Source organism: Thiobaca trueperi, assembly GCF_004342175.1.
GTDB classification, from domain to species: Bacteria; Pseudomonadota; Gammaproteobacteria; order Chromatiales; family Chromatiaceae; genus Thiobaca; species Thiobaca trueperi.
Genome location: NZ_SMAO01000005.1, coordinates 113,939 through 140,808, shown reverse-complemented (window position 1 = coordinate 140,808; position 26,870 = coordinate 113,939). Strand labels below are relative to the sequence as shown.

24 protein-coding genes are annotated in these 26,870 nt (G+C 62.3%); 16 read left to right on the top strand and 8 right to left on the bottom strand.

All coding sequences use genetic code 11. The features are described 5' to 3' along the window. Positions 1-39: 39 nt before the first annotated feature. The 4 genes from EDC35_RS11025 (at position 40) to EDC35_RS11010 (ending at position 4,866) form a co-directional block, all read left to right on the top strand. Entirely contained in the window at positions 40-2,889 is a 2,850-nt protein-coding gene (locus tag EDC35_RS11025; protein WP_132977309.1) for a valine--tRNA ligase, read from the top strand. Positions 2,890-2,970: 81 nt separating this feature from the next. Continuing rightward, positions 2,971-3,516, top strand: a complete 546-nt coding sequence (locus tag EDC35_RS11020) for a Uma2 family endonuclease (RefSeq protein WP_132977308.1) — start codon at positions 2,971-2,973, stop codon at positions 3,514-3,516. Positions 3,517-3,662: 146 nt separating this feature from the next. Next, positions 3,663-4,088, top strand: a complete 426-nt coding sequence (locus EDC35_RS11015; protein ID WP_132977307.1) for a phosphate-starvation-inducible protein PsiE — start codon at positions 3,663-3,665, stop codon at positions 4,086-4,088. After that, positions 4,081-4,866 (top strand): sulfite exporter TauE/SafE family protein, encoded by a 786-nt coding sequence (locus tag EDC35_RS11010; protein WP_132977306.1) that lies wholly within the window; start codon positions 4,081-4,083, stop codon positions 4,864-4,866. The genes EDC35_RS11015 and EDC35_RS11010 overlap by 8 nt, the downstream gene beginning before the upstream one ends. 39 nt (positions 4,867-4,905) lie before the next feature. On the opposite strand, the gene EDC35_RS11005 is transcribed toward EDC35_RS11010, so the two are convergent. From EDC35_RS11005 to EDC35_RS10985, 5 genes are all read right to left on the bottom strand, one after another. Next, on the bottom strand, positions 4,906-6,135 hold the full coding sequence (locus tag EDC35_RS11005) for a trypsin-like serine peptidase (RefSeq protein WP_207896189.1): 1,230 nt from the start codon (positions 6,133-6,135) through the stop codon (positions 4,906-4,908). Positions 6,136-6,294: 159 nt separating this feature from the next. Further along, positions 6,295-7,536 carry a trypsin-like serine peptidase gene (locus tag EDC35_RS11000; protein ID WP_132977305.1) on the bottom strand — a complete coding sequence of 414 codons (1,242 nt, stop codon included), beginning with the start codon at positions 7,534-7,536 and terminating at the stop codon, positions 6,295-6,297. Between the two features lie 367 nt (positions 7,537-7,903). Then, a complete protein-coding gene (locus tag EDC35_RS10995; protein ID WP_132977304.1) occupies positions 7,904-8,098 on the bottom strand; it encodes a hypothetical protein in 195 nt (64 codons plus the stop codon). Between the two features lie 140 nt (positions 8,099-8,238). Further along, the gene (locus EDC35_RS10990; RefSeq protein ID WP_132977303.1) at positions 8,239-8,748 is read right to left on the bottom strand and encodes a hypothetical protein; all 510 of its coding nucleotides are present in this window, start codon (positions 8,746-8,748) and stop codon (positions 8,239-8,241) included. A 20-nt stretch (positions 8,749-8,768) separates the two neighbouring features. Beyond that, a complete protein-coding gene (locus EDC35_RS10985; RefSeq protein ID WP_132977302.1) occupies positions 8,769-10,679 on the bottom strand; it encodes a transglycosylase SLT domain-containing protein in 1,911 nt (636 codons plus the stop codon). A 105-nt stretch (positions 10,680-10,784) separates the two neighbouring features. On the opposite strand from EDC35_RS10985, the gene amrB reads away from it, so the two are divergent. Continuing rightward, on the top strand, positions 10,785-11,570 hold the full coding sequence (amrB, locus tag EDC35_RS18565) for an AmmeMemoRadiSam system protein B (protein WP_165903416.1): 786 nt from the start codon (positions 10,785-10,787) through the stop codon (positions 11,568-11,570). Beyond that, complete coding sequence (gene amrA / locus EDC35_RS18560) at positions 11,548-12,171, top strand: AmmeMemoRadiSam system protein A (RefSeq protein ID WP_165903415.1); 624 nt, start codon at positions 11,548-11,550, stop codon at positions 12,169-12,171. The genes amrB and amrA overlap by 23 nt, the downstream gene beginning before the upstream one ends. 10 nt (positions 12,172-12,181) lie before the next feature. Here amrA and EDC35_RS10975 read toward each other — a convergent pair whose 3' ends face one another. The 3 genes from EDC35_RS10975 to EDC35_RS10965 form a co-directional block, all read right to left on the bottom strand. After that, a complete protein-coding gene (locus tag EDC35_RS10975; protein ID WP_132977301.1) occupies positions 12,182-12,733 on the bottom strand; it encodes a Uma2 family endonuclease in 552 nt (183 codons plus the stop codon). 33 nt (positions 12,734-12,766) lie between these two features. Beyond that, a complete protein-coding gene (locus tag EDC35_RS10970) occupies positions 12,767-13,567 on the bottom strand; it encodes a TatD family hydrolase (protein ID WP_243651624.1) in 801 nt (266 codons plus the stop codon). A gap of 145 nt (positions 13,568-13,712) precedes the next feature. Then, the gene (locus tag EDC35_RS10965) at positions 13,713-17,567 is read right to left on the bottom strand and encodes a DUF3683 domain-containing protein (protein WP_424565294.1); all 3,855 of its coding nucleotides are present in this window, start codon (positions 17,565-17,567) and stop codon (positions 13,713-13,715) included. A gap of 333 nt (positions 17,568-17,900) precedes the next feature. Between EDC35_RS10965 and EDC35_RS10960 the strand changes: the two genes are divergently transcribed. From EDC35_RS10960 to zwf, 10 genes are all read left to right on the top strand, one after another. Further along, positions 17,901-18,275 carry a YraN family protein gene (locus EDC35_RS10960; RefSeq protein WP_132977300.1) on the top strand — a complete coding sequence of 125 codons (375 nt, stop codon included), beginning with the start codon at positions 17,901-17,903 and terminating at the stop codon, positions 18,273-18,275. After that, complete coding sequence (locus EDC35_RS10955; protein WP_132977299.1) at positions 18,250-18,873, top strand: BON domain-containing protein; 624 nt, start codon at positions 18,250-18,252, stop codon at positions 18,871-18,873. The genes EDC35_RS10960 and EDC35_RS10955 overlap by 26 nt, the downstream gene beginning before the upstream one ends. Beyond that, complete coding sequence (locus EDC35_RS10950) at positions 18,812-20,254, top strand: FAD-binding oxidoreductase (protein WP_132977298.1); 1,443 nt, start codon at positions 18,812-18,814, stop codon at positions 20,252-20,254. Before EDC35_RS10955 ends, EDC35_RS10950 begins: the two co-directional genes overlap by 62 nt. A 250-nt stretch (positions 20,255-20,504) precedes the next feature. Continuing rightward, complete coding sequence (locus EDC35_RS10945; protein ID WP_132977297.1) at positions 20,505-21,434, top strand: exopolyphosphatase; 930 nt, start codon at positions 20,505-20,507, stop codon at positions 21,432-21,434. Between the two features lie 150 nt (positions 21,435-21,584). Next, the gene (locus tag EDC35_RS10940; RefSeq protein WP_132977296.1) at positions 21,585-22,196 is read left to right on the top strand and encodes an NAD(P)-dependent oxidoreductase; all 612 of its coding nucleotides are present in this window, start codon (positions 21,585-21,587) and stop codon (positions 22,194-22,196) included. Positions 22,197-22,254: 58 nt separating this feature from the next. Further along, a complete protein-coding gene (locus tag EDC35_RS10935; RefSeq protein ID WP_132977295.1) occupies positions 22,255-22,809 on the top strand; it encodes a hypothetical protein in 555 nt (184 codons plus the stop codon). A gap of 77 nt (positions 22,810-22,886) precedes the next feature. Then, a complete protein-coding gene (locus EDC35_RS10930) occupies positions 22,887-23,558 on the top strand; it encodes a hypothetical protein (RefSeq protein WP_165903414.1) in 672 nt (223 codons plus the stop codon). A gap of 36 nt (positions 23,559-23,594) precedes the next feature. Then, the gene (gnd, locus tag EDC35_RS10925) at positions 23,595-24,572 is read left to right on the top strand and encodes a phosphogluconate dehydrogenase (NAD(+)-dependent, decarboxylating) (RefSeq protein WP_132977481.1); all 978 of its coding nucleotides are present in this window, start codon (positions 23,595-23,597) and stop codon (positions 24,570-24,572) included. Further along, positions 24,569-25,267, top strand: coding sequence for a 6-phosphogluconolactonase (gene pgl, locus EDC35_RS10920; RefSeq protein WP_132977294.1), 699 nt, complete (start codon positions 24,569-24,571; stop codon positions 25,265-25,267). The genes gnd and pgl overlap by 4 nt, the downstream gene beginning before the upstream one ends. An 8-nt stretch (positions 25,268-25,275) precedes the next feature. Further along, positions 25,276-26,823 carry a glucose-6-phosphate dehydrogenase gene (gene zwf / locus EDC35_RS10915; RefSeq protein ID WP_132977293.1) on the top strand — a complete coding sequence of 516 codons (1,548 nt, stop codon included), beginning with the start codon at positions 25,276-25,278 and terminating at the stop codon, positions 26,821-26,823. Positions 26,824-26,870 lie beyond the last annotated feature (47 nt).

Genomic DNA, 26,870 nt, shown 5'->3' with positions numbered 1-26,870 from the left:
CCGCCATTTCGCAAGCGTCCGATCACGAGCCCGAGCCCCATGCTGGATAAACACTACGACCCACACACACTGGAAGCCCACTGGTATCGCAACTGGGAGGAGCAGGGCCATTTCGCGCCACCCGCGACCGCCAACAGCGATGGGGACAGCGCCTATTGCATCATGATCCCGCCGCCGAACGTCACCGGCAGTCTGCACATGGGTCATGCCTTCCAGGATACCATCATGGATGCCCTGATCCGTTATCACCGGATGCAGGGCCAGCAAACACTCTGGCAGGCCGGTACCGACCACGCGGGCATCGCCACGCAGATGGTCGTGGAACGGCTGATTGAGGCCGAGGGCAAGACTCGCCACGACTACGGACGCGACGCCTTTATCGAGCGGATCTGGGAGTGGAAGGCCGAATCCGGCGGCACCATCACCCGCCAGCTCCGACGCATGGGCTCCTCATTGGACTGGGCGCATGAGCGCTTCACCATGGACGAGGGTCTGTCTGAGGCAGTGCGCGAGGTCTTCGTCCGTCTCTATGAAGAAGGTCTGATCTATCGCGGCAAACGGCTGGTGAACTGGGATCCGGTGCTGCACACGGCGGTCTCGGATCTGGAGGTGCTGTCCGAGGAAGAAAGCGGTTTCATGTGGGAGATGCGTTACCCATTGATCCTGCCGCCGGGCGTCGATGGTCCCCGCTATCTGGTCGTCTCCACCACCCGCCCCGAGACCATGCTGGGCGACTGCGCGGTCGCGGTCAATCCCGAAGACGAGCGATACAGACACCTGATCGGCGAATTCGTCGAGCTGCCGCTGACCGGACGGCGCATCCCCATCATCGCCGACGAGCACGCCGACCCCGAGTTCGGCACCGGCTGCGTCAAGATCACCCCGGCGCACGATTTCAACGACCATCAGGTCTGGCTGCGTCATCGCGACGAGATCGCCATCGCCGAGCAGCCGCATGGCGGACTCATCAACATCTTCACGCCGGATGCCGCCATCCGCGACAACGAACCGGAAGAAGGCCAGTTGCTGCCGTCCGCCTATATCGGGCTCGACCGTTACGAGGCCCGCAAGCGCATCGTCGCCGATCTGGAATCGCTCGGCCTGCTGGCGGCAGTCAGGGATCACAAGCTCCAGCAGCCGCGCGGCGACCGCTCGGGCGCAGTCATCGAGCCCTATCTGACCGATCAGTGGTATGTGCGGGTGCAGCCGCTCGCCGAGCCGGCGATCAGAGCGGTCGAGAATGGCGACATCCGCTTCGTCCCCGACAACTGGAAGAACACTTATTTCGAGTGGATGCGCAACATCCAGGACTGGTGCATCAGCCGCCAGATCTGGTGGGGACATCGCATCCCGGCCTGGTATGACCTGGAAGGCAATGTCTATGTCGGGCGCTCCGAGCAGGAGGTCCGCGAGCAACACGGCTTCGGTCCCGAGGTTGCGCTGCGCCAGGACGAAGACGTGCTCGATACCTGGTTCAGCTCCGCGCTCTGGCCCTTCAGCACACTCGGCTGGCCTGAAGACACCGAGCGGCTCAAGACCTTCTATCCAACCTCGGTGCTGGTCACGGGTTTCGACATCATCTTCTTCTGGGTCGCGCGGATGATCATGATGGGGCTCAAGTTCATGGGTGACGTACCCTTCCGCGAGGTCTACATCCATGGACTGGTGCGCGACGCCCACGGCGACAAGATGTCCAAGTCCAAGGGTAACGTCCTCGACCCCATCGATCTGATCGACGGTATCGAGCTGGAGACCCTGGTCGAGAAACGCACCAAGGGTATGATGCAGCCGCACCTGGCAGCCAAGATCGCGAAGGACACCCGCAAGGATTTCCCCGACGGCATCCCCGCCTTCGGTACCGATGCACTGCGCTTCACCTTCGCCGCGCTCGCTACCACCGGACGCGACATCAAGTTCGACTTGGGCCGCACCGAGGGCTATCGCAACTTCTGCAACAAGCTCTGGAACGCCTCGCGCTACGTGCTGATGAACACCGAGGGTCAGGATTGCGGCCTGGGGTCTGAACCCATCGAATTGAGCGCCGCCGACCGCTGGATCCGCGCCCGCCTGAATGCCACGGTCGTCACCGTCACCAGCGCCATCGAGAGCTATCGCTTCGATCTCGCCGCGCAGGCCATTTACGACTTCACCTGGAACGAGTTCTGCGACTGGTATCTGGAGCTGTCCAAGCCGGTACTGACCGGCGAGCAGGCGAGCGACGCCGCCAGACGTGGCACCCGTCAGACCCTGGTGCGCACGCTCGAAACCCTGCTGCGTCTGGCGCACCCCATCATGCCCTTCATCACCGAAGAAATCTGGCAGAAGATCAAACCGCTGACGGGTGTCGATGGGGACACCATCATGCTCGCGCCCTACCCCATTCAGGATCCCGCCGCCGACGACGCTCAGGCGGTCGGTGAGATCGACTGGGTCAAGCAGTGCATCCTGGGCATCCGACGCATCAAGGGCGAGATGAACATCGCGCCCGGCAAACCGCTGCCGGTGCTGGTCGCCAATGCCTCCGGGCAGGAGCGGCAGTGGCTGGAGACGGCGCGACCCTATCTGGATTTCCTCGCCCGCACCGAGTCGATCGGCGTGCTTGATGACGAATCGCAGGCGCCCGAGTCGGCCATCGCCCTGGTCGGGGCGATGAAAATCCTGATCCCGATGGCCGGGTTGATCGACAAGGACGCCGAGCTCAAACGTCTCGACAAAGAGATCGCGCGGCTGACCGACGATATCGCCCGCACCGAGTCCAAGCTCGCCAATCCAGCCTTCGTCGATAAGGCCCCGGTGGCAGTGGTCGATAAGGAGCGCGCCAAGCTCGCTGAGCATGCGGCGGCCATCGCCAATCTGCAAACTCAGCGCGACAGGATCGCCGCCTTGTGAGATGACCGGCGCGCTTGCCAGTTTGGGAAGCGCGCGCAATGATTGAGCGCGCTTCCGCCATCACATCAAGGGACTCAGGCCATGCCTGCACAATCACTGATCGAACATTACAGCGTCGAGGATTACCGCCGGTGGGAGGGCGACTGGGAGCTGATCCACGGCATGCCCCTGGCGATGTCGCCATCGCCAGTCATCCAGCATCAGCGGATCGCCAAGCGCATCGTCCTCCAGCTTGACGAGGCGCTGGGTGACTGTCCCAACTGTGAAGCCCTCTACGAGATCGATGTCGAGTTCTCGCAGGATACGGTGGTGCGCCCCGATGTCATCGTCATCTGCTTCGAGCCCGTCGGCGACCGCCTGACCCGTGCCCCGGATCTGATCTTCGAGGTGCTCTCACCAGCGACCGCCCGGCGTGACGAGTACACCAAGTTTCAGCTCTATGGCGAGGAAGGTGTGCGCTGGTATGTGGTGGTGGATCCAGCGGCGTCCAGGGCAAAGGTCTATCGGCTGATCGATGGCCAATACCGCAAGGTTGGCGATTTTTACGACGAATCCCTGTCATTCGATCTGTCGGGCTGCAAGATCGAGTTCGATTTCAGACGGCTGTGGCAGGGGCGCCGCGCGTGAGTGGGACCGCAGCGGGAGAAAACGCAGCACCTTGAATGGCACCGGACACGACCTGGACTGACTGAAAGCGACGACTGGAAACCCCTGGTCGCCGACCCCATTGAGCCATTCCTGACCGCCCGCCGCCCTGCCCGGAGACTCCCATCATGGCGCCACAACAACCCATCGACCGCTGGCTCTCGATCCTCTTTCATTATGTCGAAAAACTGGTGCTGGTCGGCGTCGGCGGACTGGCGCTGGTCGGCATCGGTCAGATCCTCCTGGAGATCGCTGCCAACCGCGAGGTCAGGCTCGAAGATCTGCTGCTGATGTTCATCTTCATCGAAATCATGGCGATGGCGAATGTCTATTTCGTCAGACGTTCGGTACCCTTTACCTATCCCATGTTCATCGCCGTCACCGCGCTCTCGCGACTGATCGTGCTTCAGGGCAAGAACATCGCCCCCGAAAATCTCATCTACGAAAGCGGCGCCATCCTGCTGGTCAGTCTCGCCATCCTCATCATCCGCTTCAGCCAGCGCTACAGCGCCGCCGCCATCGAAACCGAAGAGACCGACGACAAACATGGTTGAGTTCGCCGCCTACCTGTTCATCGGCAGCCTGTCTGGCCTGCTGGCCGGTTTGTTTGGCATCGGCGGCGGGGTGGTGATGGTGCCAGCGCTGATCCTGGTCTTTACCCCGCTGAACCTTGGCGGCGACTGGATCCCGCATCTGGCGGTCGGCACCTCACTGGCGACCATCATCGGCACAGGCGCGGCCTCAGCCTATGCTCATCATCGACGCGGCGGGGTGCGCTGGGATCTGGCCGGCAGGCTGGCTCCGGGCATCGTAATCGGCGCCTGGACCGGGGCGGGACTGGCAGCCCTGATCGCCGATCTCTGGCTGAAACGTATCTTTGCTGTCTTTCTGCTTTTCATTGGTATGCGGATGCTGATACGGATCAGATCACAGCACAACCGTCCGCTGCCGGGCAGGGTCGGTCTCTGGGGCGTCGGCGGCGGAATCGGGATGCTCTCGGCACTGGTGGGGATCGGCGGCGGCACCCTGACCGTTCCCTTTCTGAACGGACGCGGGATCGACATGCGTCAGGCGGTTGGGACATCCGCCGCCTGCGGTCTGCCGATTGCCATCGCGGGCGCCATCGGTTTCATGGTCGCTGGCTGGGGACACGCGGGCTTGCCTGAACTCAGCACCGGTTTTGTGTACTGGCCAGCGGTGTTGGTCATGCTGCTCGCCAGCATGCCAACAGCGCCACTGGGGGCACGTCTCGCCCATGCGCTGCCGGTCGATCTGCTGAAACGCTTGTTTGGCTTGCTGCTGCTGGCGGTCGCGTGGCGGCTGGCGGTTTAGAGCAAACCGGGACGGAGACGCCCCGGCGGATCCTGATAACTACTTGCAGCGCGGGTTGTTGCTTGCACAGGCCAAGTTCATCAAGGGCACGATATTGGTGCTAAGGAATGGACTGGCTCCCTGCAACTTAACAGCCTGGTTGGTATAGCCCCAGCTTGTGGTGCCAATGACCCGATTGAATCCGGCCTCTGATCCCAATGTAACGCCATCACTCAGAACAGCCGAGATTCCAAGATTGACCAGTTCAGGACCGCCACTCGAACCGCCGGTCTGCCGGGAACCCCAGATCGTGTTATTGACATTGCTGCTGCCACTGATATAGCCCTCGCTATCCGTGCGCTGCATCCGCCGCCCGCCATCATGTGAACGAGGATAACCCAACTGATTGATCAATGCGATCTTCCCTACCGTGAACCCGCTGCCCGTAAAACCATAGCCATTCCAGCCATAGCCATACCAACCGGTCTGGGTTCCAGGATAGGCGCCGCTTTTTGGCGTCAATTGCAAAACGGCGATATCATTCTTGCAGACAACACCCTTCGCGCCTGATGCGCAGGGGTCCGTTCCATTGAAATAGGACGCCATGACATGAACCTTGGTCACTGACCAGGCACCATAGGGCGCAACGCCATCATAATAGGCTGGAACGAAACTGAAGCTGGTGAAGAATTTTTTCTTTCCGAAGTCGGAAACACAATGCGCCGCCGTCACTGCAATCCCTCGCTTAATCAATGAGGCAGAACAAATATAGTTGCTGCTGCCTATTTTGAAAAAAAGCTTTCCGGCTGGCGAGTAGGGATAAAGCTTTGAGACGTTTTGCGATGATACCAAATCGACCCGCGACGTGGTAAAGGGGAGGTTTCCCGTGCCGTACTCAGATGGAGCGACACCACCCAAATCCAGCGATTCATCCACTTCAAGGCTGTTCAGATTAAGCTGTTCCTTCGGGACCAGACGAACCGGCGTTTGTTTGCCGTTTCCTGTTGCGCCCCCGACAGAACCCGGAGAGCCAAAGGAGCCGACCTCTTCCTCAGTCGCCAGATCATGACTGGAGACATCGATATTCGCCTGAGGCAAGGGCATGGCGCGTGCGCTGGCGTAATCGATGCTGTTTGCTGCGGCATTGGCCTGCTGACTCGGGACAGACCAGGTGGTGATTTGACCTTGTTGCTGCACAGTCGCCCCATCAGCAAAAACGGCTGGTGCAAAGGAGGCGACCGACGAAAGCGCCGTGACCATCACGGCAGATTTTATCAGGGTATTTCTCATGGTTTCTCTCCAGATGTAGTCCGCAGGGTCAAGTCTAAACTACGTCCAGAGCGACATGCATCATTTTCATTTTGCGTTTAGGCTTGAAGATGTCATCAACTTCAACCCTCCTCGGGTCTACCCGAGGAGGGGGCATGCAGCGCATACTGAACTCGGTTTTTACTGATTATTCGCATGCGCCAAACAAATAGCGATGACATCTTCCGAATCGTTGTTATCCGATGATGTCTTACTAAATGGTGGCGAGGTCATTTCCTGCCAGAAGGTACCGCTCGTTGTCGTGGGCGGCGTGAAACAACTGCCGAGACAGCGTTTATGGCTGTTGACGCCATTGACCCAATTCGACCCTGGATCCGTGTCAGCCGACCCATCGGTATCAGCCGTTTCGGCGAGTCCTCCCGTCCAGCCGATGATCCAGGGGCCACCGCTCGAACCGCCGGTCAGATCGCTGCCGATGACCTTTGAAACCTGACCACCTGAACTAAAATCATGGGTATACCATTCAGTGGAAGCCGTTGTTTGCAGCGTATTCCCATTGAACGGGGCTCCAGCCGGATAACCAAAAGTGCGTTCCGCCTGTTGCGGCGCAAAGTTCCAAGCCCGTCCCAGCGTGCCGGTCACATTGCCGATCTTGCTGGCCATCTTTCTGCCGGTAGTGTTCATGACCAGACAGGAATAGTCATAATCGGGATCGCCCCCGTTGTGCCAGGGAGCGGCAACAACACTCGTCGTGACGGCCCAGCAATCGCGTGTCGGATGTGGCGCGCCGTTGTAACTTGGGCAGAAGAGCCGGTTGGTCGCAAACTTGCCATTGCCATCCGAGTTGCAGTGGCCGGCTGTGATAACCGTGCTGCGACCGATGACCGATGCCGAACAAACAAAATTCTTTCCTCCCAAAGTGAAGAACAGTTTACCAATGGCGGATTTCGGATAAGCCGTGATCGGTTCAGCCTCTCTCCAACGCTGGAAAGGCCCATAAGGACCCGTTTTGGGATTGATCGGTTTCGCGCCATGCATGGGGCTGATCTGATCCCCAAAGGCTTCAAAAGACCCCGTCGATGAGTCGATGCCATTCATTGGCAGCGAGCGTGGTTGCGTATCGCAATTCGTCGCTTTTGGAGGACAGCCGGGCACAAATCCCGGCTCGCCATCAATCATCTGAGGATCGGGAGGGTAGGCAAGAGATTGCTCATCGACGATGACCGTCGGCACAGGCCGCGGTTGCGCCTGTCGCATCCGCTCGGGTGTCCAGTAATTCTCAATCGCCTGCGGGTTTGCCTGCCTTTGATTTCCAGTTACATCCGCTTCCGAGACCACGCCCGGTATCGGTGCCGCGTTCGCGCCACTGATTGCCAATATGCCGCCAAGCATTGATAAAGATAATAATTTTGGGCTTTTCATGGCATTTCCCGATTGATTCAAGATAGGATGGTTCGAATCACGCAAACTCTTGCAGCGACACAGCCAGCAGATCGCTGCACTTGAGCTTATACCGAGACGACGATTTTTCCAGTACTTTACTCAACAAAATATCATCTGAGTTAAAGTGGATGAACATGGGTCTTCCGGCGTCTGTTTAAGCGCGCCGACTCAAGCGCCAGCCGCCAGTAAGGAAACGTCTGATCGCTCTGGCGGTACGCCGCGTCAGACACCTCTGATCCATCGCGAATTCAAAGTGTTGTCAGCGCCATAGGTTCAGTAGCTGGCATTGGAACAGGCAGAGTTCTGGCGGAATTGAGACGAGTAGTTATCCTTGCGACCATTTGGGTCAGCCGCCCCCCAGGATGTGACCCCGATCACCGCCATGTTTCGGCACCGTGCCACCGGAAAGTGAGGCATTGCGCCCCGAGAAATTCACCACCCAAGGTCCACCGCTCGACCCACCCGTGAAGTTGCTGCCTTGCCAAAGCCGTCCGGCGTTGGCGACAGTGGTGGTATAGGTCGGTCCTTCAGCGCGTTGCATGATGCGGCCCTGATCCATCAGCCCCGGATACCCCAGCGTCTCCGTGATTGAACTCCAATCGGATTGACAGACTGAATTTAGATCAGGTCTCACGCCTTTTCCTGGCAATTCACCCTGTAAAAAAAGCAATAGCAGACTGCTCAACGCCCTCGCCCCAACACCAGCCGCCGGTAAAGAAACACCTGACCACTCTGGTTGCGCAGCGCCAGACGGCCATCATCCAGGGCGAACTCGAAGGTCTGGATGAAGCTCTCCCGTCGATTGGCCAGATCAACGCGATTTGACTCAACGCGAATCTCACCGTCGATGGCGCCCCGACCGAGCGCATAGAGTCGATAGAACCGCCCCTGGACGATCAGCAGACCGCCCTGGTTGTCCTCCCAGATCCCTTCCAGCACCGAACCGCCCCAGGGCATCGCCCCTCCTCCGCTCGGCAGCGAGAGGTTGCCAAAGGCGGATGGCCACCCCGACAGCGCCGAATTGGGCCCGCCAATGTGCGTCAAGCCCATGGATTCCATCATCCGCGCAATCGCGTTGCCCATGGCCTGCGCCATCGTCTCCTGCGCTGCGGCAGGCGGCGTCAGAATCAGAACAAACGCGAGCATCGGCAGGCTGCGCACGCTCAATGAAAAAAAACGGGGAAACGGCATGGACATCGCGATCGAACCAATTATTTTGAACGCCAAAAATCAGCCCCCGGCACCGGCGGCAGCATATCGCGCAACCGGATCGGCTCCAGACCTAGCCGGTCGGCATAGATCACCCGATAGGTCAGCACCCGTTCGACGTAGCCACGGGTTTCGGTGAAGGGAATCCGTGCGATCCACAGATCCGCCTCGGTGCAATTCTCGGGCAGCCAGCGCCTGACCCGACTCGGCCCCGCGTTATAGGCCGCCGTCGCCAGCGCGACATGACCGAAACCATCCCGCATGCGCGCCAGATAGCTGGCGCCGAGCGCAATGTTGAGACCGGGATCAAAGAGCGCCCAACGGGAGGGCGTACCCAGACCCAGTTCCGCCGCAACCTCCGCCGCCGTCTTGGGCATGAGCTGCATCAGACCAATGGCTCCGGCGGCGGAGGCGACCGTGCGCGCGAAGACGCTCTCCTGACGCATGACGGCAAAGATCCAGTCGTCAGCGATCCCGATCTGCCAGGCCTGCTCCGCCACCAGATCGCGATAGCGGAGCGGAAAACGCAGTTCCAGGTCGTCCCAGTAACCGGTGCGGGCCAGCGTGAAGATGGCCTGATCGTGCCAGCGCAGCGCATCGGCCACATAGGCCGCCGCCAGCAGGTCCGCCGGTTCCAGATCCTGGGTCAGGGCGCGCCATTCGCGGCGAATGTCGGTCTCCCGCTCCAGTCGATGCAGTTCCTGAATACGCCGGAACGCCGGACTCTGGACGAGCCGACGAATCCGCGCCGGTTCAGCCGGGGTCGGCGCATGGTCCAGACGATAGGGCCGGTTGATGCGATCCGCCGCCATGAAGCCCCAGAAGCTGCGTTGAGCCGCCGCCTGCTCGAAGCTGGCCCGCGCCTCAACCGCACGCCCGAGCCGTTCCTCGGCGCGTCCCTGCCAATAGAGCCAGCGTTCGCGTTTCTCCTCGCCGTCCGGCATGGCGGCGATCCATTTGACCAGCCAGTCCCACGCCTTCAGGTCGATGGCTGCACGCAGCCGTGTCTCCTGTTCGGGCAGATTCCCGCCGGTCGCGCGCAGACCGTCCCAATAGGCCAGCCCCAGCCGATCACCCGTGCGGCTCAGGGCGCGACCGACGGCGGCATGGACGCGGTCTTTGGCCCCTTGATCGACCTCCAGCCAGTGGCTCAGGCGCGTCAGTGCCTGAGCGGCGCGATCCGGTGCGCGCGACGCCAGCCTGACGATCCCATGGGCCAGGATCGCCGCCCGCAACGGATGGTTTTCGCTGAACTGATCTGAATCCAGCACCAGCGCGGGATCCTGATCGACCGCCAGCCACCGCTGGTGCCAGACCTGCTCGGTCTCGGGCAGCAGCCTGCCCAGCGTGCGGGCAAGACTGACCTCGCCGGATTCCATCGCCAGCCGGATCCGCTGCCAGACCAGCGCGGTCGTCAACTGGCCGGTCTGTCGCCAGGTAGTGAAAACAGGATCGCAGGCGGCCGGCTGCGAGCGGCCCACAAGCCAGACAGGTTCGATCTGCGGCAACGCTTCGCCGGCGCGACCGCTTTCGATCAGCGCATGCAGAAAGAGACAGCGGCGCTCGACCGAATCGTCCGGCCGATAGAGACGCACGTAGTCCGACCACCGGCCCGCCTTCGCCAGACGGCTCAGATAGGCCAGACGCAGACGACTCGCAAGCTGGGAGTCCGGGTCGTCGGCGATGAAGGACTCAATGGCGTCATCCGGGACCGCATCCAGATTGCGCGTCAGATCGGCGAAGCGCAGATAGGGATAGAGCGGGTAATCGCGCAGACTGGCCGACAACTGCTCGAAACGCCCCCGGTCGCCGTTTTTGAGCGCCTGTTCGGCGGCGAGAAAATCAGTCCGCCCGTCGGCTTGAACGGCCATCGTCGCGCAGATCAGGACGCTGGCAATTGTAAGATGTCGCATGATGTATCTTTAAATCGTAACGTAGAAATACACGCCCTTTGGGCGTGGTCAGCGTTCAATGAAACCGATGTCCATCCACCCTGATCTGTATGGGAGGTCTTACCCATGTCGCCGATTCGACAACCGGCGGTGGCCGACCGTTTCTATCCCGGCGACCCGCACGAACTCAAACGGGCACTGGACGGCTATCTGAACGGCATCGTGCCCCGGACCCCGCCGCCCAAGGCGCTGATTGTCCCACATGCGGGTTACATCTACTCCGGTCCCATCGCCGCAACCGCCTATGCCACGCTGGCAGCGGCACGGGAACACATCACGCAGGTGGTGCTGATGGGACCGAGTCATCGGGTCGCCTTCAACGGACTGGCGGCGAGCAGTGCCGGCCACTTTGCCACCCCATTGGGCGTGGTGCCATTGAACCGGCCTGCCATCGAACGGGCGCTGGCGCTTCCCCAGGTCCGGCTGCTGGACGAGGCCCATGCGCTCGAACATAGCCTGGAGGTGCAGATCCCCTTCCTGCAACGGATGCTGGACGCCTTCAGTCTGGCGCCCTTCGTCGTCGGCGACGCCAGCCCGGAGATGGTGGCCGAGGTGCTGGAATTGCTTTGGGGCGGTCCCGAGACGCTCATCGTCATCAGCTCCGATCTGAGCCACTATCTGGACGATCAGGCCGCCCGAAACCTGGACGCTGCCACTTCTGCCGCCATCGAATCGCTGCAACCGCAGGATATCGGCTGCGATCAGGCCTGCGGGCGCAACCCGGTCAATGGCCTGCTGACACTGGCGAAACGGCGCGGACTCCGGGCGCAAACCCTGGATCTGCGCCATTCAGGCGACACCGCCGGCAACCGGGATCGGGTCGTGGGGTATGGCTCCTATGTCTTTCATTGATACCACAGCGAAGTATGACGGCGAACAGCGTCGCACCCTGCTGGAGATCGCCACGCGCTCCATCGCGCACGGACTGGAACGCGGCATCCCATTGGAAGTGGATCCGGCGGATTATCCCCAGCCGCTGCGAGCGATCCGCGCCACCTTCGTCACCCTTGAGATGGCGGGAAATCTGCGCGGCTGCATCGGCGTGCTGGAGGCCTTCCGCCCGCTGGTAGAGGATGTGGCGCACAACGCCTTCGCAGCGGCTTTCGAGGATCCGCGCTTCCCCCGGCTGCGCCCCACCGAGTTCGCCGGACTGGATCTGAAAATTTCGATCCTTACTCCAGCCGAACCACTGACATTTGCGTCAGAAGCCGAACTGTTGAGCCAGATCCGACCCGGAATCGATGGGCTCATCCTTCAGGACCGTAGGCATCGCGGCACCTTCCTGCCATCGGTCTGGGAGCAGTTGCCCGATCCGGTCGATTTTCTGGAGCATCTCAAGCGCAAGGCCGGCCTGCCCGGCGGCTACTGGTCCAACAGTCTGCGGGTGTTGCGCTATACCAGCGAATCATTCGGGAAACACGACCCCAATGATCAGGCTGGCGATTCGGCATAACAGGGTCGGTTCATCCAGCGCCAAGCAGAGCATCCAGGTCCAGCTCGATGGCCTCGAAGGGCGGGATGCGGGCGCTGCCACTCCCTTCGAGTGTTGCCATCACGCGCCAATCGCCATCGACGAGCCGGTAGGCGATCAGCGTCCGCGTCTCAGGCCAGATCAGCCAGTAGTCGGGCACACAATGCCGCTTGAGCAGCAGTGGCAGAACCAGGGTGTCTTTCCTCTCGTGTCCGGGCGAGACGATCTCGCAGACCCAGTCCGGCGGCAGGTCGATGACGCCTTCAGGAAGCCGGGGCAACCGCTCCCGGCGCCAGCCGGCGAGGTCGTGCGACGGGCACTCGTGGATCTCGTAGGCGACGCTGACCTCGGTGGCGAACCACCAGCCGCCGCCGCTTCCCCCGCCCTCGTCAAAAGGCCCGAGCGTGAGCGCCGTGCGGTTCTGAGCGCGACCGTGGGCAAACCGCGCCATTGGCCGGCGCACGATGTCTCCACCGATCAATTCCACCCGCTCGTCCGGGGACAGAAACAGATCATCAAGGGTCTTGAGCTTCAGTGCCTCCATTGAACACCTCCGGCAATGGATCGATGTGAAATATTACTTCCCAAGCTCCAACACCTCGCGCGCATTGGTCGTGGTCTGCGCCGCCAGATCGAAGGGGTTCGACTCGCGAACCTGGGCGAGCGCGGCGAGCACATCCGGCAGATACTCGGGGCTGTTGCGCTCGCCCCGGTGCGCGGCGACCGTCATATCCGGCGCATCGGTTTCCAGCACGATGGATTCCAGGGGCAGCGCCGCCGCCAGCCGTCTGAGTTTCGCCGAACGCTCGAAGGTCAGCATGCCGCCGAAGCCGAGCTTGAATCCCAGATCCTGATACTGCCGGGCCTGTTGCAGACTGCCGTTGAAGGCATGGGCAATCCCGCCGCACACCCGGATGCGCCGCAGGATCGCCAGCACCTCGTCATGCGCCTTGCGCACATGCAGCAGCACCGGCAGGCGCGCGTCGCGGGCAATCGTCAACTGCGACTCAAATAACCGTTGCTGGCGCGTGCGATCCAGGTCGCGAACGAAAAAGTCGAGCCCGATTTCGCCAATGGCGAGCGGACGCTGATCGGCCACCGTCCGCTCCAGCGCGGCAAGATCCTGATCGGCATGCTGATCCAGATAGACCGGATGCAGCCCCAGTGCGGGATAGAGCACCGGACCGTCAGCCGATGAATCGGCACAGAGCGCGAGCAGATCGGCCCAGCCTGCGGCATGGATCGCCGGGATGACGATCCCCACCAGGCCCGCCACCCCGCTCCGCCACCTCACCGCCTCGCGGTCGTGAGCAAAATCGGCCACGTCCAGATGACAGTGGGTGTCGATGAGTTCGACCCTGTCTCCCAGCATCAGCATTGCTGCCGCCTCAACCAGTGAAGAAACAATCGCTCTATTTAAAATTTCATATTATTGAATATCTTAAACCGCGCCAGCTCCAACCGTCGTCAATGCTGCCAAGGCCGACCAATCCAGAAACACCACATACTGCACCGGGCGCGGTTTAAAGCAAGACGCGCTCGATCCCGCCCGCCCGCACCCGCTCCAGAAACCGCTCTCGCCAGTCCGCACCGAGCAGGCGGTTGGCCACTTCGATGACGATGTAATCCGTCCTGAGTCCGGTGTCGTCCTGATATTTGGCCAGACCCTGCTGACAGGCGGGACAGGCGGTGAGCAGTTTGACCTCGCCATGCGCGACCCGCTCCTGACCGGTGAGGTCACGGATGCCCGCTGTCAGTTCCTCCTGTTTGCGGAAACGCACCTGATTGGCGATGTCCGGGCGCGTGACCCCCAGGGTGCCGGCCTCGCCGCAGCAGCGATCCGAGAGCCTGACCGTCTGCCCGATTAGACTGGTCGCGACCCTGGTCGGCGAATAACTCTTCATCGGGGTATGACAGGGATCGTGGTAGAGATACTGGACATCCGCGACACCACCCAGGCTGACGCCCTTCTCCATCAGCCACTCATGGATGTCGAGCAGCCGGCAGCCGGGGAATATCCGCTCGAATTCGTATTTGAGCAGTTGGTCCATACAGGTTCCACAGGACACCAGAACCGTTTGAATGTCCATATAGTTCAAGGCATTGGCGACCCGATGAAAAAGTACCCGGTTGTCCATGACGATCCGGCGTCCGCGTTCCTCCAGCCCGGACGCGCGCTGCGGATAACCGCAGCAGAGATAACCCGGCGGCAGCACGGTCTGCGCACCCTGCTCCCAGAGCATGGCGAGGGTCGCCAGACCGATGTCCGAGAAGAGCCGTTCCGAGCCGCAGCCCGGAAAATAGAAAACGGCCTCTGCATCCTCAGCCGCCACCCTCGGATCGCGCAGGATGGGCACCTGCGCCCTGTCCTCCAGCGCCAGCAGTTGACGGAAGGTGCGATGGGGCAGATCGACCCGGATGGGCCGGGCCACCAGTTCCACCATCTGACTCGCCAGGGCCGGGCGACCGCTCGTCGCGCCCGGATGGCTGGTGCGCCGCGCCGTCAGCCTGAGCCATTTCGCCGTGCGATGCGCGAGATTCACCGCGCTGAAACCCCATTCGGCAAGCCCCTTGCGCAGGATGCGGATCGCGCGCGGATCGGTGACATTGAGGAACTGCATCGCCACCCAGGCGCCGGGGCTGAAGCGTTTCTGTTTGCGCTCGACCAGGATGCGGCGCATGCGCATGGTGACATCGCCGAAATCGATATCGACCGGACAGGGGGTCAGACACTTATGACAGACGGTGCAGTGGTCCGCCACGTCGTTCATCTCGATGAAGTGCCGCAGCGACAGACCGCGCCGGGTCTGTTCCTCATAGAGAAAGGCCTCAATGATGAGTCCGGTCCCCAGGATCTTGTTGCGCGGCGAATAGCTCAGATTGGCGCGCGGAACATGGGTCATGCATTTGGGCTTGCACTTGCCGCAGCGCAGACAGTGCTTCACGTCGTCGTTGAGCGCGCCCAGCTCGGTCTCTTCCAGGATGATGGCCTCCTGCTGCACCAGTCGCAGCGAGGGGGTATAGGCGCCATCCAGCCCGGAGCCCGGCATCAGCTTGCCGCGATTGAAACGCGCGTGGGGATCGACCCGCTGCTTGTAGGCGACGAAGGCATCCAGCTTGTCCCGGTCGAGAAACTGGAGCTTGGTGATGCCGATGCCGTGCTCGCCCGAGATCACCCCGCCCAGCCCGGTCGCCAGCGCCATGATGCGCGCCACCACCCGATCCGCCTCGTGCAGCATGGCGTAATCGGCTGAATGGACCGGGATATTGGTATGCACGTTGCCGTCGCCGGCATGCATGTGCAGGGCGACGAAGAGACGCGAATCGCGGATCTGGCGGTGAATCTCGCGCAGCCGCTCGCGCACGCGGGCCAGCTCCTGACCGGAGAAGATCTCATCGAGCCGCTCCGCCACCTCGGCGCGCATCGACTGACGCAGATCGCGGCGCAGCATCATGGCGATCAGCGTATCGCCTTCACGCATCCGCTCGCGCGCCGTCCCGTCCAGCAGATCGAGATGATCCGCAGCGGGTTGATCGAGCCGTTCGAGGATGTCCTGCCAGCGCCCCCGTGCGCGGCTGACCGCTTCGCGCGCGGCCTCGCGCTTGGCGGCAAGGATGGCGGCGGACTCGTCCGAGCCGTCGTCATCGCCCGCGAGACGCGATCCGGGCATCTCTGCGTTCAGATAATCCAGGAGCGCCGCCAGAACGGCGTCCTTGTTGCGGATCGACTGCTCGATGTTGATCCGCTCGATGCCCCGGCTGTAATCGGCCAGCCGGTCGAGCGGGATGACCACGTCCTCGTTGACCTTGAAGGCGTTGGTGTGACGCGAGATGGCGGCAGTGCGGGCGCGGTCGAGCCAGAACCGCTTGCGCGCCTCCGGGCTGATGGCGATGAAGCCCTCACCGTCGCGCGCCTGGGTCAGCTCCACCACACGCGCCGCCGCCGCCGCGACCGCCGATTCCTCGTCGCTGACCAGATCGGCGATCAGCACCATCTTGGGCAGCTCGCGCCGCGCCGACTTGGTGGTGTAATCGACCGCGCGGACATAACGCTCGTCCAGATGTTCGAGACCCGCCACCTGCACGCCCGGCAGGCTCTCGATATAGTCCTTGATCTCGACGATGGCCGGCACGGCCAGATCCAGATCGGTACCGAAGAACTCCATGCAGACCGTGCGCACATGGTCTGGCATGCGGTGCAGCACGAAACGCGCCGAGGTGATGAGTCCGTCGCAGCCTTCCTTCTGCACGCCCGGCAGACCGGAGAGGAATTTATCGGTCACATCCTTGCCCAGTCCGGCCTTGCGGAACGACCGCCCCGGAATCTCCAGGATCTCCGGCTCGCCCTTCGGGGTCACGCCGTCCGGCTCGAAACGACTGAGACGGAAACGCGCCAGCGCCTGATCGTGGATTTTGCCCAGGTTGTGCTCCAGCCGCTCGACCTCCAGCCAGTCGGCATCCGGCGTGACCATCCGCCAGGAGGCCAGATTGTCCAGCGCCGTGCCCCAGAGCACCGCCTTCTTGCCGCCCGCGTTCATGGCGATATTGCCGCCGATGCAGGAGGCATCCTGCGAGGTGGGATCGACCGCGAAGGCCAGCCCGTTGGCGTCGGCCAGATCCGACACGCGGCGCGTGACCACGCCCGCGCCGCAGCGCACCGTCGGTACCAGACCTTCGACGCCCGGCAGTCCGACCCGCTCGACACCGGAGAGCCGGTCAAGCTTTTCGGTATTGATGACCGCTGTCAGCGGGTGCAGCGGCACGGCGGAACCGGTGTAGCCGGTCCCGCCCCCGCGCGGAATGAGGGTCAGACCGCAGTCGATACAGGCGCGCACGATGGACGCAACCTCGGACTCGGTATCCGGCGAGATCACCACAAAGGGCAGCTCGACGCGCCAGTCGGTCGCATCGGTCGCATGGGAGACCCGCGCCAGACCGCCGAAATCCAGATTATCGGCGCGCGTCACCCCGGCCAGCGCCTGACGCAGACGCGCCCGCTGCTGCCGTTCAGTCTCGAACCAGTCGCCGAACCGCTGCACGGCAGCGCGCGCCGCTGTCAGGAGTTCAGCCGCCAGATGGTTGTCGTTCAGGCGCCGCTCGAACTGGTCGAGCCGATGCGTCAGACCCTGGAGCAGCAGCCGGCGACGACCCAGATTGTCCAGCAGGTCATCCTGGAGATAGGGATTGCGGGTCACCACCCACATATCGCCCAGCACCTCAAACAGCATCCGTGCCGAGCGCCCGGTGCGACGGGTGCCGCGCAGCTCCTCGATCAGACGCCAGAGTGGTTCGCCGAGAAAGCGGATGACGATCTCGCGATCAGAGAAGGAGGTATAGTTATAGGGGATTTCGCGGAGACGGGCGGCGGAGTCGGACATCATCAGGAACCAGAGAATGAGGCTTTTGCAGTGCACAAATGGTACTGCAAACTAAACCGCGCACGGCGCGGTATGTGATCGTTGAGGATTGAGTCGGCCTTGGCAGAATCGACGACCGTTAAACCGCGTCCAGCGCGGTATGCGTAATTTTCAGTTCGTGTTTGGCCCTGCGGATGTCAACGACATCAGTGGAGACGCGGTTTAAAATTTTATATTTTTTAATACCTTAAACCGCGCCAGCTCCGATAATCCTTGAGTCTGCCAGGGCCGACCCGATCCGCAAAGATCGCATACCGTGCTGGGCGCGGTTTAAAAAATATGAAAGGGGCTACCATGGCTGAACGGGGCGCGCCGCCGACTGCCGGGATGGTCGGGGCGGAGAAAGAGCGGCTGGCGGAATCATTTCTGATCAATCAGGGTCTCAGGCCCGTGGCGCGCAATCATCGCTGTCGTTATGGCGAGATTGATCTGATCATGCGCGAGGCGGCGGTGCTGGTGTTCGTGGAGGTGCGTTTTCGCCGCTCGACGCGCTTCGGCAGCCCCGCCGACACCGTGGATGCACGCAAGCAGCGACGGCTGATCGCCGCCGCCCGGCACTATCTGCAAGGCCATCCCACGTCACTGGCCTGCCGTTTCGATGTCCTCGCCATCAGTGGCGAAAATCAGATTCAATGGATCAAACATGCCTTCACACTCGATTCCAACTAGACTCCGACGACTGCTGGCGCTCCTGTTCTGTCTGTCACTGGCCCCTGCCCTGTCCGGCTGCGTCCCACTGATCGTCGGCGGCGCGGCAGCGGTTGGCGCCTCTGCCGTTTACGACCGTCGTCCCTATGAGGTGATCGCCAACGATCAGCAGATCGAACTCGCCGCCATCCATGCACTCCTGCAGGATCCGGCGGTACAGGGTCATTCGGGGATCTCGGTGACCAGCTACAACCAGACCGTGCTGCTCGGCGGACGCGCCGAATCGACCGAGGTCGCGCAACGGGCCAACCTGCTGGTCAGCCAACTCCCCAAGGTCAAGCGCGTCGTCGATGAAATCGCCATTGGCCCCAACCTCGACCTGACCCGCAAATCGGAAGACGCCTACATCACCTCGCGCGCCAAGCTGGCCCTGACCGGAATCTCGCTGCCCGACTTCACTCCGCTCCGGGTCAAGGCAGTCACCGAAGATGGTGTCGTTTATCTCATGGGACTGGTCAGCCCACAGGAGGCCGATGCAGCGGTCGAAAAGATCCGTTATGTCCCCGGCGTCAAGCGCGTGGTCAAACTCTTTGAATACACTAAGCAATCCGCCGCCTGAGCTGTCCGCCGGCTTCCGCGCCACGCTGGCGCGGATCGCCGGGGACGGCTGTCTGCTCACCGACCCCGCCGACTGCTGGCCCTACGGTTACGACAACAGCCGTCGCCATGCGCGACCGCAGGCGGTCGTCTTCGCGACGAACGAGGCGCAGCTCGCGGCACTGGTCAGACTCTGCTGTGAATCCGACGTGCCGCTCATCGCACGCGGACGCGGCACCGGCACCACCGGCGCCACGGTCCCGGATCGCGGCGGTATCGTGCTGTCGTTCGAGCGTATGGACCAGATTCTGCGCATCGCCCCCGGCGACCGGCTGGCGGTCGTGCAGCCCGGCGTGCTCAATGCGCAACTGCAACAGGCGGCGGGAGCAGCGGGCTTCTTCTGGCCGCCCGATCCGACCAGCGCGGCGACCTGCACCATCGGTGGCAATCTGGCCTATAACTCGGCTGGCCCACGCGCAGTGAAATACGGCACCCCGCGCGACAACACACTGGGTCTGCGCGCCATCGACGGTCACGGCGACACCTTTCGCACCGGCGTGCTCACCACCAAGGGCGTGGTCGGCTACGATCTCACACGGCTCATCATCGGCTCCGAAGGCACCCTGGCGCTCATCACCGAGGCCACGCTCAAACTGACCCCGCTGCCGGAGACGAGCCGCACACTCCGCGCCGTCTATGCCGATATCCATGCCGCTGCGCACGCGGTCTCGGCGATCATGGCGCAGCCGGTCACACCCTGCGCGCTCGAATTCATGGACGGCGCCGCCCTCGCCACCGTGCGTCACTATGCCGGGCTGGATCTGCCGGACGGCGCCGGGGCGCTGCTGATGATCGAGGTCGATGGGCCATCCGCCGGCATCGACGAGGCGCTGTCCGCCGTCATGGCCGCCGCCCGCAACGCGGGTCTGATCGAGCTGCGCCGGGCCGAGACGGCCGCCGAGGTTGCCGCGCTCTGGAAGACACGCAAGGCGCTCTCACCCGCCCTGCGTCACATCGCCCCGAAAAAGATCAACGAAGACGTGGTGGTGCCGGTGTCGCGGATGGGTGAATTCATTGATGGTCTGGCGCGGCTGTCGGATGAAAGCGGCATCCGCATCGTCAATTTCGGTCATGCCGGCAACGGCAACATCCATGTCAATCTGCTGATCGATCCCGACGATCCGCAGGAGGTCGCGCGCGCCGCGAGCTGTCTGGATGCCGTCTTCGCGCTGGTCCTGCGGCTGGACGGCACGCTCTCGGGCGAACATGGCGTGGGATTGGAAAAGCGCGATTTCGTCGCCAGAGAGATCGATCCTGTCGCGCTAAGGCTCATGCGGGAGATCAAAGACCGCTTCGACCCGGCGGGCATTCTCAATCCGGGGAAGGGGTTGCCGGAGGGATGAGTTGGCAGTTGGCACTGATTGTCCTCGAAAATTTTTTGAAATATCCGGAATTTTTGAGAATCGATGGGGGATGCGGTTTAAAATTTTAAATTTTTAATGCCTTAAACTGCGCCAGCTCACATGATCGTCGATGCTGCCAAGGCCGATTCAAACCAAAAATATCACATACCGCACGAGGCGCGGTTTAACTGACAACTGACTTGCGTATCATGGCTGCCAGACAGCCATCCAATCCAGCCGGAGAGTCCCCATGCCCGACCAGAAGTTCCGCCTTGTTACGCGCAGCGATTTCGACGGCTTGGTGTGTGCCGTCCTGCTCAAGCACCTGGATCTGATCGATGACATCACCTTCGTCCATCCCAAAGACATGCAGGATGGCAAGATCGCGATCACCGGGCATGACATCACCACCAACCTGCCCTATGTCGATGGCGTTTATCTCGCCTTCGATCATCATCTGTCCGAGACCCTGCGCACCGGTCAGCATGACAACCACATCATCGACCCGGACGCCCCTTCGGCGGCGCGCGTGGTGTGGCGTCATTACGGCGGTCACGATGCCTTCCCGGCAGCCTGGAACGACATGATGGCGGCGGTGGACAAGGGCGACTCGGCGCAGTTCGATCAGGACGAGGTGCTGAATCCAACCGGCTGGGTGCTGCTCAATTTCCTGATGGATGCGCGTACCGGGCTCGGACGCTTCCGCGAGTTCCGCATCTCCAACTACAACCTGATGATGGATCTCATCGACTACTGCAAGAACCACGACATTAATCAGATCCTCGCCCTGCCCGATGTCCAGGAGCGGGTCGATCTCTATTTCGAGCAGGAGGAAAAGTGCAAGGAACAGATCCGGCGCTGCGCCACCGTCCACGGCAATCTGGTGGTGCTGGATCTGCGCGGCGAGGACACCATCTGGGCCGGCAACCGCTTCATCATTTACGCCCTCTTCCCGCAGTGCAACATCTCCATCCATGTACTGTGGGGCGTCAAACAGCAGAACACCGTCTTCGCCACCGGCAAATCCATCTTCGACCGTGGATCAAAGACCAACGTTGGCGAACTCATGCTTGAATACGGCGGCGGCGGCCATCAGGCCGCCGGCACCTGTCAGGTGGACAATGACCGCGCCGAGCAGGTCTTGAGCGAACTCATCGCGCGGATCAACGCCGACGGCTGATCCTGAAAAAAGCGGTTCCGGCTTGAGGACGGGCGTGGATGCTCAAACCGGACAGGACATTCGCCCCGTCCGGAACGGTTTGAACCTCCCCGCGTCCATCCTTCATCCTGCAACTGAATCTTTGCAGGCAACCGACAGGAACAGACGGCTATGCACATCGCTCTCTTTGGCGCCACCGGCGGCACCGGTCAGCAGGTGCTCACTCAAGCCCTGGAGCAGGGCCATCGGATCACGGCCCTCGTGCGCGACCCCGTCAAACTCACCCCGCATCCAGACCTGAGGCTCGTCGTCGGCGATGTCCTTGATACGGCGGCGGTGGCCGAATGTCTGACCGACACCGAGGCCGTGGTCTGCGTGCTCGGCTCGCATGGGGCCAAGACCCCGATTGAGGCGCGCGGCACCGAACGGATCCTCGCCGCCATGCACGACCAGGGCGTGCGCCGGCTGGTGGTCGTGACCTCGCTGGGGGTTGGCGAGAGTCGCGCCCAACTCGCCTGGGTATGGCGGGTGATCATGGACCTCACGCTCAAATCGATTCTCGAAGCCAAGGCGGAGCAGGAGCGGTTGGTGAAGGCGAGCGGTCTCGATTGGGTCATCGTGCGCCCCGGCGGGCTGACCAATGGCCCGCGCACGGGCGCCTATCGTTATGGGACCGATCCGACCCTCAAGGCCGGGCGCGTCAGTCGCGCCGATGTCGCCGATTTCGTATTGCGGCAGCTCACCGGTGACAGCTTTCTGCATCAGGCACCGGCCGTGACCTGATGGCGTGTTTGACGCCGCTTAATGCGGCTGTTCTCTTCTGACATGAGAAGCCTGAACGATGAAGATCAAAACCGCGTTCCGAACCTGTCTTCTGCTTGCCATTCCCTTCTCGTCCGCTGCGTTCGCCCTGAGCACCGATACACAGGAGGTGATCGAGGCAGTCAGGGATGTCAGAAATGCCGCCATCGTTGGTCGCACAGGAATGGCGGCAGTCGATGCCTCGCGCTCCGGGCTGGTGACGCTGTCGGCAACCGGTGAAGTGCTGGGTGGCGGGGTGCTGACCGGAACGGCCCTGATGAGCGGTTTCGGGGGGCTGGGTGCGGCATCATTGATGAACCGCTATCTCTACACCCAGGGCACCCAGGCCGATGACATGGCGCAGATTGGCACTTATACCGGTGCGGTCGTCGGCACGGCGGGTTCGCTGGGCACCCTGGCGCTCGTCGGCACCGGGACGGGCGAACTGGCAGCCATCGGCGGACTCGTTGGCGGCGGAATGGCGGCGGGAGCCGTGGCCGTGATCGCGGCACCCGTGGTCATGGCCGCTGTGGTCGGCGGTCTGGCGTATTGGCTGTTCAGCGATGGAGAGCCGCTTCCGCCTGAAAACATGTGATAAACCGTCGATTCGATGGGACCCATCAAGGACGATTTCCCGAACATGAAGATCGGCACACCGAAAAAAGCCTGCGAATGAAAGTCACGCGCACCCTGCACGCCGATGTTCCCGCCGAACTGACGCCGATCTGTCAGGCGATGGGTTATCTGCGTGCAGACATCTGGCGGCGCTACGGCGCGCTGGGCAACATAGGGCGTTCTGCGCTGGACATTCGCAAGGACATCGTCACGCGAAACCTGTACGGCGGGCTTCCGGTGGACGGGACGATTCGCAATGAAACGACCAAGGATGTCGTCAACGATCTCCTGACCTACAAGGCGGCGGCCAAGCTCAAGGTCCGTCAGGCCATTGCCAAAAAGCAGCAATGGAAGCGATACAACCGACGTATGAGTGGATGGGCGAAAGGCGTACTCGCTGAAGCCCTCGACTCGGTGTGCGAGCAGCGTGACGCCGAGCATGTCTTGGTGAATGGCGCCTATACGTCGCAAATGGACTCGACCACCGGCCGGCTGCAAGGCCGTCGGGTGGGCGATAAGTTTTACCGGGTCACCGGGGACGTTCTTCAGGCGGACCACAACGCGGCTCTGAACGTGCTGGCAAGGCTCGCCGATCCCGAGATCAAGCGGTTCACGCCGTATCGGGACGTGAAGCGGCTGCTGCTGGCCCGTTCTCCGGCGCCACTGAGCGTCAAGAGGCTTGAGTTGGGCGGCTCGCCACGTCAACCAAGTGCGGATAAATCCATATGAGCAAGTTTGCTCAAGATAAATGGAACAGTGATGCAAATGCAGATCGCAATGGTCGGTTTGGGACGTATGGGCGGAAATATGGCGCGTCGTCTGATGCGTGCCGGGCATGAATGCGTGGTCTATGACCGCAACCCTGAAGCAGTGGCCGCGCTGGTGGCCGAGGGTGCCGTTGGGGCCGCAAGCCTCAGCGCACTGGCCGACCAGCTCAGGCGACCCCGCGCCGCCTGGGTCATGCTCCCTGCCGGGACCATCACCGACGAGGCGGTATTCGCCCTGGCGAGCTGTCTGGACGCCGACGACATCATCGTCGATGGCGGCAACAGCTATTTCAAAGATGACGTGCGACGGGCAAAGACCCTGGCTGACCGGGGTATCCACTACCTCGATGTGGGCACCAGCGGCGGCGTCTGGGGTCTGGAACGTGGCTACTGTCTCATGATTGGCGGTCCCGACGAGGCCGTTGCGCGTCTGGATCCCGTCTTCGCGACACTGGCCCCTGGCGATTCCGGTATCCCGCCGTCGCCCGGCCGCACGCCCGGCGGCAGCGCCGAGGTCGGCTATCTGCACTGCGGCCCCGCAGGCGCAGGTCACTTCGTCAAGATGGTCCACAATGGCATCGAATACGGCCTGATGCAGGCCTATGCGGAGGGGTTCGACATCCTGCGCAACGCGAATCCGGAATCGCTGCCGGCTGACGAGCGTTACGACCTGAACCTTGCCGATATCGCCGAAGTGTGGCGTCGCGGAAGTGTCGTGACCTCCTGGCTGCTGGATCTCTCGGCTGCGGCGCTCGCCGACGATCAGACCCTCTCCGGCTACAGCGGCTTCGTTCAGGACTCTGGCGAGGGTCGCTGGACCGTGCAGGCCGCAATCGATGAGGCGGTGCCCGCCGAGGTGCTCACCGCCGCGCTGTATGCGCGGTTCCGCTCACGTCAGGAGCACACCTTCGCCGAAAAGATGCTGTCGGCGATGCGGCACGGGTTCGGCGGTCATCAGGAACCGGACAAGACATGAGCACGCAGGTCGAGCACCATCGCGATCACCGATGGCACCGCTTTTCCTGCCGCGCGAACTTCGAGCGGTCGGCGCACGACTTCATTCTCGACGCGGCGATGCGTTCGATTGACGACACCGGGCGATTCAGACTGGTGCTGTCCGGGGGCCGGACACCGCGCCGCCTCTATGCGTCGCTGCGGCTGGCGCAAACCGACTGGTCCGCCTGGGTGCTCTACTTCAGCGACGAACGCTGCCTGCCGGAAAATGATCCGCACCGCAACAGCCGGATGGCGGCTGAGGCATGGCTGGATCATGTGCCCATTCCCGCCGGGCAGATCCATGTCATCCCCGCCGAGCTTGGTCCTGAACGCGGGGCGGATCACTATTCGCGGCAGCTTGCCGGAGTCGATACCTTTGATCTGGTGCTGCTGGGCCTGGGAGAAGACGGCCATACCGCCAGTCTCTTTCCCGATGGGGATTGGGAGTCAGCCGCGAGCTGGCCGGACGCCATCCCGGTGCAGGATGCACCCAAACCACCGCCCGAGCGCGTCTCCCTGAGCCCGGCGCGTTTGAGCCGCACCCGTCAATGTCTCTTTCTCATCACGGGAAGTGACAAGCGAGAGGCGGTTGACCGCTGGCGAGCCGGGACCGGATCGCCGGCCAGTCGCATCCGCGCGAACGCAGGCGTCGATGTCTTCCTTGATCTGGAGTAATACCATCCATGTCTCCGCAAATCGACTTCACGACCCACATCGACCTGCCGCTCGTCAAACTGCCCCAGGCCAAGCCTTGTTTACTGGTGATCTTCGGCGCGACGGGTGATCTCACGCGACGCAAGCTCATCCCTGCACTCTATTCACTATCCAGGAAGGGGTGTCTGCCGCCTGAGTTCCAGATCATCGGGATCGGGCGGCGCGCACTGAGCGATGACGATTTTCGCGAGCAACAGCGCCAGGGTATCGAAGAGTCGGCGGAGAGTCAGCACGTCGATGCAAGCCTCTGGAGCGGTTTCGCCGCGCAGATCTCGTACCTGTCCGGTGACTTCAACGACAGGCAGACGCTGGATCGGCTGGCAGAGCGTTTAGCCTCAGCGCCGCCCGCCAACCGGATCTTCTACCTGGCGACCGCGCCGAGCGCGACCTCCACCATCGTTCGGGAGCTGGCGACCGTCGGGCTGAATTGCGAGGACAATGGATTCTCGCGTCTCGTCATCGAGAAGCCCTTTGGACAGGATCTGGCTTCCGCGCAGGCACTCAATCGCCTGATCGCCGCAGGTTTCCAGGAATCCCAGGTCTATCGCATCGACCACTATCTGGGCAAAGAGACCGTCCAGAACGTCCTCTTCTTCCGTTTCGGCAATGCGCTGTTCGAATCGGTCTGGAACCGCAACCACATTGAGTTCGTCGAGATCACTGCGGCGGAACCGCTCGGTGCGGGCCACCGCGCCGGCTATTACGAGGAAGCCGGCGCACTCCGGGACATGGTGGCCAATCACCTGCTTCAACTGCTGGCGCTCACGGCCATGGAGGCGCCCGTGGCGCTCGATGCGGACGCGGTCCATGACAGGAAGACCGATGTCTGGCGCAGCATCCGCCCCATGACGCCGGCGGACGTGGCGGCGCGAACCGTTCGTGCCCAATACGTCGCCGGTGCTGTCAATGGCGACAGGGTGCCGGGTTGGTTGGAAGAACCAGGTGTCAGGCCCGACTCGCGGACGGAGACCTACACCGCACTCGACCTGCGCATCGACAACTGGCGCTGGGGCGGCGTCCCCTTCTATCTGCGTACCGGCAAGCGGCTCGCGGCGCAGGCGACCGAGATCGCCGTCCACTTCAAGCGCCCACCGCTGAGCTTCTTCCCTTGCACGGATTGCCTGCAATCCAACGTGATTATCCTGCGCATCCAGCCGGACGAGGGCATCAGCCTCACCTTCGGCGCCAAAGAGCCGGGCACCTCACGCAACGCGGTCCCGGTCAGCATGGATTTCTGCTACCGGGAAGCCTTCGCCGAAGACCCGCCCTCGGCCTACGCCGTGCTCCTGCTCGACGCCCTGCGCGGCGACTCGACTCAGTTCACACGCAGCGATGGAGTCGAGGCGCAATGGCGGGTGATCACCCCGATCCAAGACGCCTGGGCAAAGGACACCGACACGCCGCTGGCCACCTACGAAGCAGGCAGTGAAGGTCCGGCGGAGGCAGACAGGCTGCTGGAACGCAATGGACATGAGTGGCGTTCGATCGGCGAGAGCAACTGGGTATGTCAGATCTAAACCGCGTCCAGCGCGATATGCGTCATTTTCAGTTTGTGTTTAATTCT

Bases quoted from the DNA above. Each gene is read 5' to 3' on its own strand.
- EDC35_RS11025 (WP_132977309.1), top strand. From the start codon at position 40: ATGCTGGATAAACACTACGACCCACACACACTGGAAGCCCACTGGTAT.
- EDC35_RS11020 (WP_132977308.1), top strand. From the start codon at position 2,971: ATGCCTGCACAATCACTGATCGAACATTACAGCGTCGAGGATTACCGC.
- EDC35_RS11015 (WP_132977307.1), top strand. From the start codon at position 3,663: ATGGCGCCACAACAACCCATCGACCGCTGGCTCTCGATCCTCTTTCAT.
- EDC35_RS11010 (WP_132977306.1), top strand. From the start codon at position 4,081: ATGGTTGAGTTCGCCGCCTACCTGTTCATCGGCAGCCTGTCTGGCCTG.
- EDC35_RS11005 (WP_207896189.1), bottom strand. From the start codon at position 6,135: ATGAGAAATACCCTGATAAAATCTGCCGTGATGGTCACGGCGCTTTCG.
- EDC35_RS11000 (WP_132977305.1), bottom strand. From the start codon at position 7,536: ATGAAAAGCCCAAAATTATTATCTTTATCAATGCTTGGCGGCATATTG.
- EDC35_RS10995 (WP_132977304.1), bottom strand. From the start codon at position 8,098: ATGCAACGCGCTGAAGGACCGACCTATACCACCACTGTCGCCAACGCC.
- EDC35_RS10990 (WP_132977303.1), bottom strand. From the start codon at position 8,748: ATGCCGTTTCCCCGTTTTTTTTCATTGAGCGTGCGCAGCCTGCCGATG.
- EDC35_RS10985 (WP_132977302.1), bottom strand. From the start codon at position 10,679: ATGCGACATCTTACAATTGCCAGCGTCCTGATCTGCGCGACGATGGCC.
- amrB (WP_165903416.1), top strand. From the start codon at position 10,785: ATGTCGCCGATTCGACAACCGGCGGTGGCCGACCGTTTCTATCCCGGC.
- amrA (WP_165903415.1), top strand. From the start codon at position 11,548: ATGGCTCCTATGTCTTTCATTGATACCACAGCGAAGTATGACGGCGAA.
- EDC35_RS10975 (WP_132977301.1), bottom strand. From the start codon at position 12,733: ATGGAGGCACTGAAGCTCAAGACCCTTGATGATCTGTTTCTGTCCCCG.
- EDC35_RS10970 (WP_243651624.1), bottom strand. From the start codon at position 13,567: ATGCTGATGCTGGGAGACAGGGTCGAACTCATCGACACCCACTGTCAT.
- EDC35_RS10965 (WP_424565294.1), bottom strand. From the start codon at position 17,567: ATGTCCGACTCCGCCGCCCGTCTCCGCGAAATCCCCTATAACTATACC.
- EDC35_RS10960 (WP_132977300.1), top strand. From the start codon at position 17,901: ATGGCTGAACGGGGCGCGCCGCCGACTGCCGGGATGGTCGGGGCGGAG.
- EDC35_RS10955 (WP_132977299.1), top strand. From the start codon at position 18,250: ATGCCTTCACACTCGATTCCAACTAGACTCCGACGACTGCTGGCGCTC.
- EDC35_RS10950 (WP_132977298.1), top strand. From the start codon at position 18,812: ATGTCCCCGGCGTCAAGCGCGTGGTCAAACTCTTTGAATACACTAAGC.
- EDC35_RS10945 (WP_132977297.1), top strand. From the start codon at position 20,505: ATGCCCGACCAGAAGTTCCGCCTTGTTACGCGCAGCGATTTCGACGGC.
- EDC35_RS10940 (WP_132977296.1), top strand. From the start codon at position 21,585: ATGCACATCGCTCTCTTTGGCGCCACCGGCGGCACCGGTCAGCAGGTG.
- EDC35_RS10935 (WP_132977295.1), top strand. From the start codon at position 22,255: ATGAAGATCAAAACCGCGTTCCGAACCTGTCTTCTGCTTGCCATTCCC.
- EDC35_RS10930 (WP_165903414.1), top strand. From the start codon at position 22,887: ATGAAAGTCACGCGCACCCTGCACGCCGATGTTCCCGCCGAACTGACG.
- gnd (WP_132977481.1), top strand. From the start codon at position 23,595: ATGCAGATCGCAATGGTCGGTTTGGGACGTATGGGCGGAAATATGGCG.
- pgl (WP_132977294.1), top strand. From the start codon at position 24,569: ATGAGCACGCAGGTCGAGCACCATCGCGATCACCGATGGCACCGCTTT.
- zwf (WP_132977293.1), top strand. From the start codon at position 25,276: ATGTCTCCGCAAATCGACTTCACGACCCACATCGACCTGCCGCTCGTC.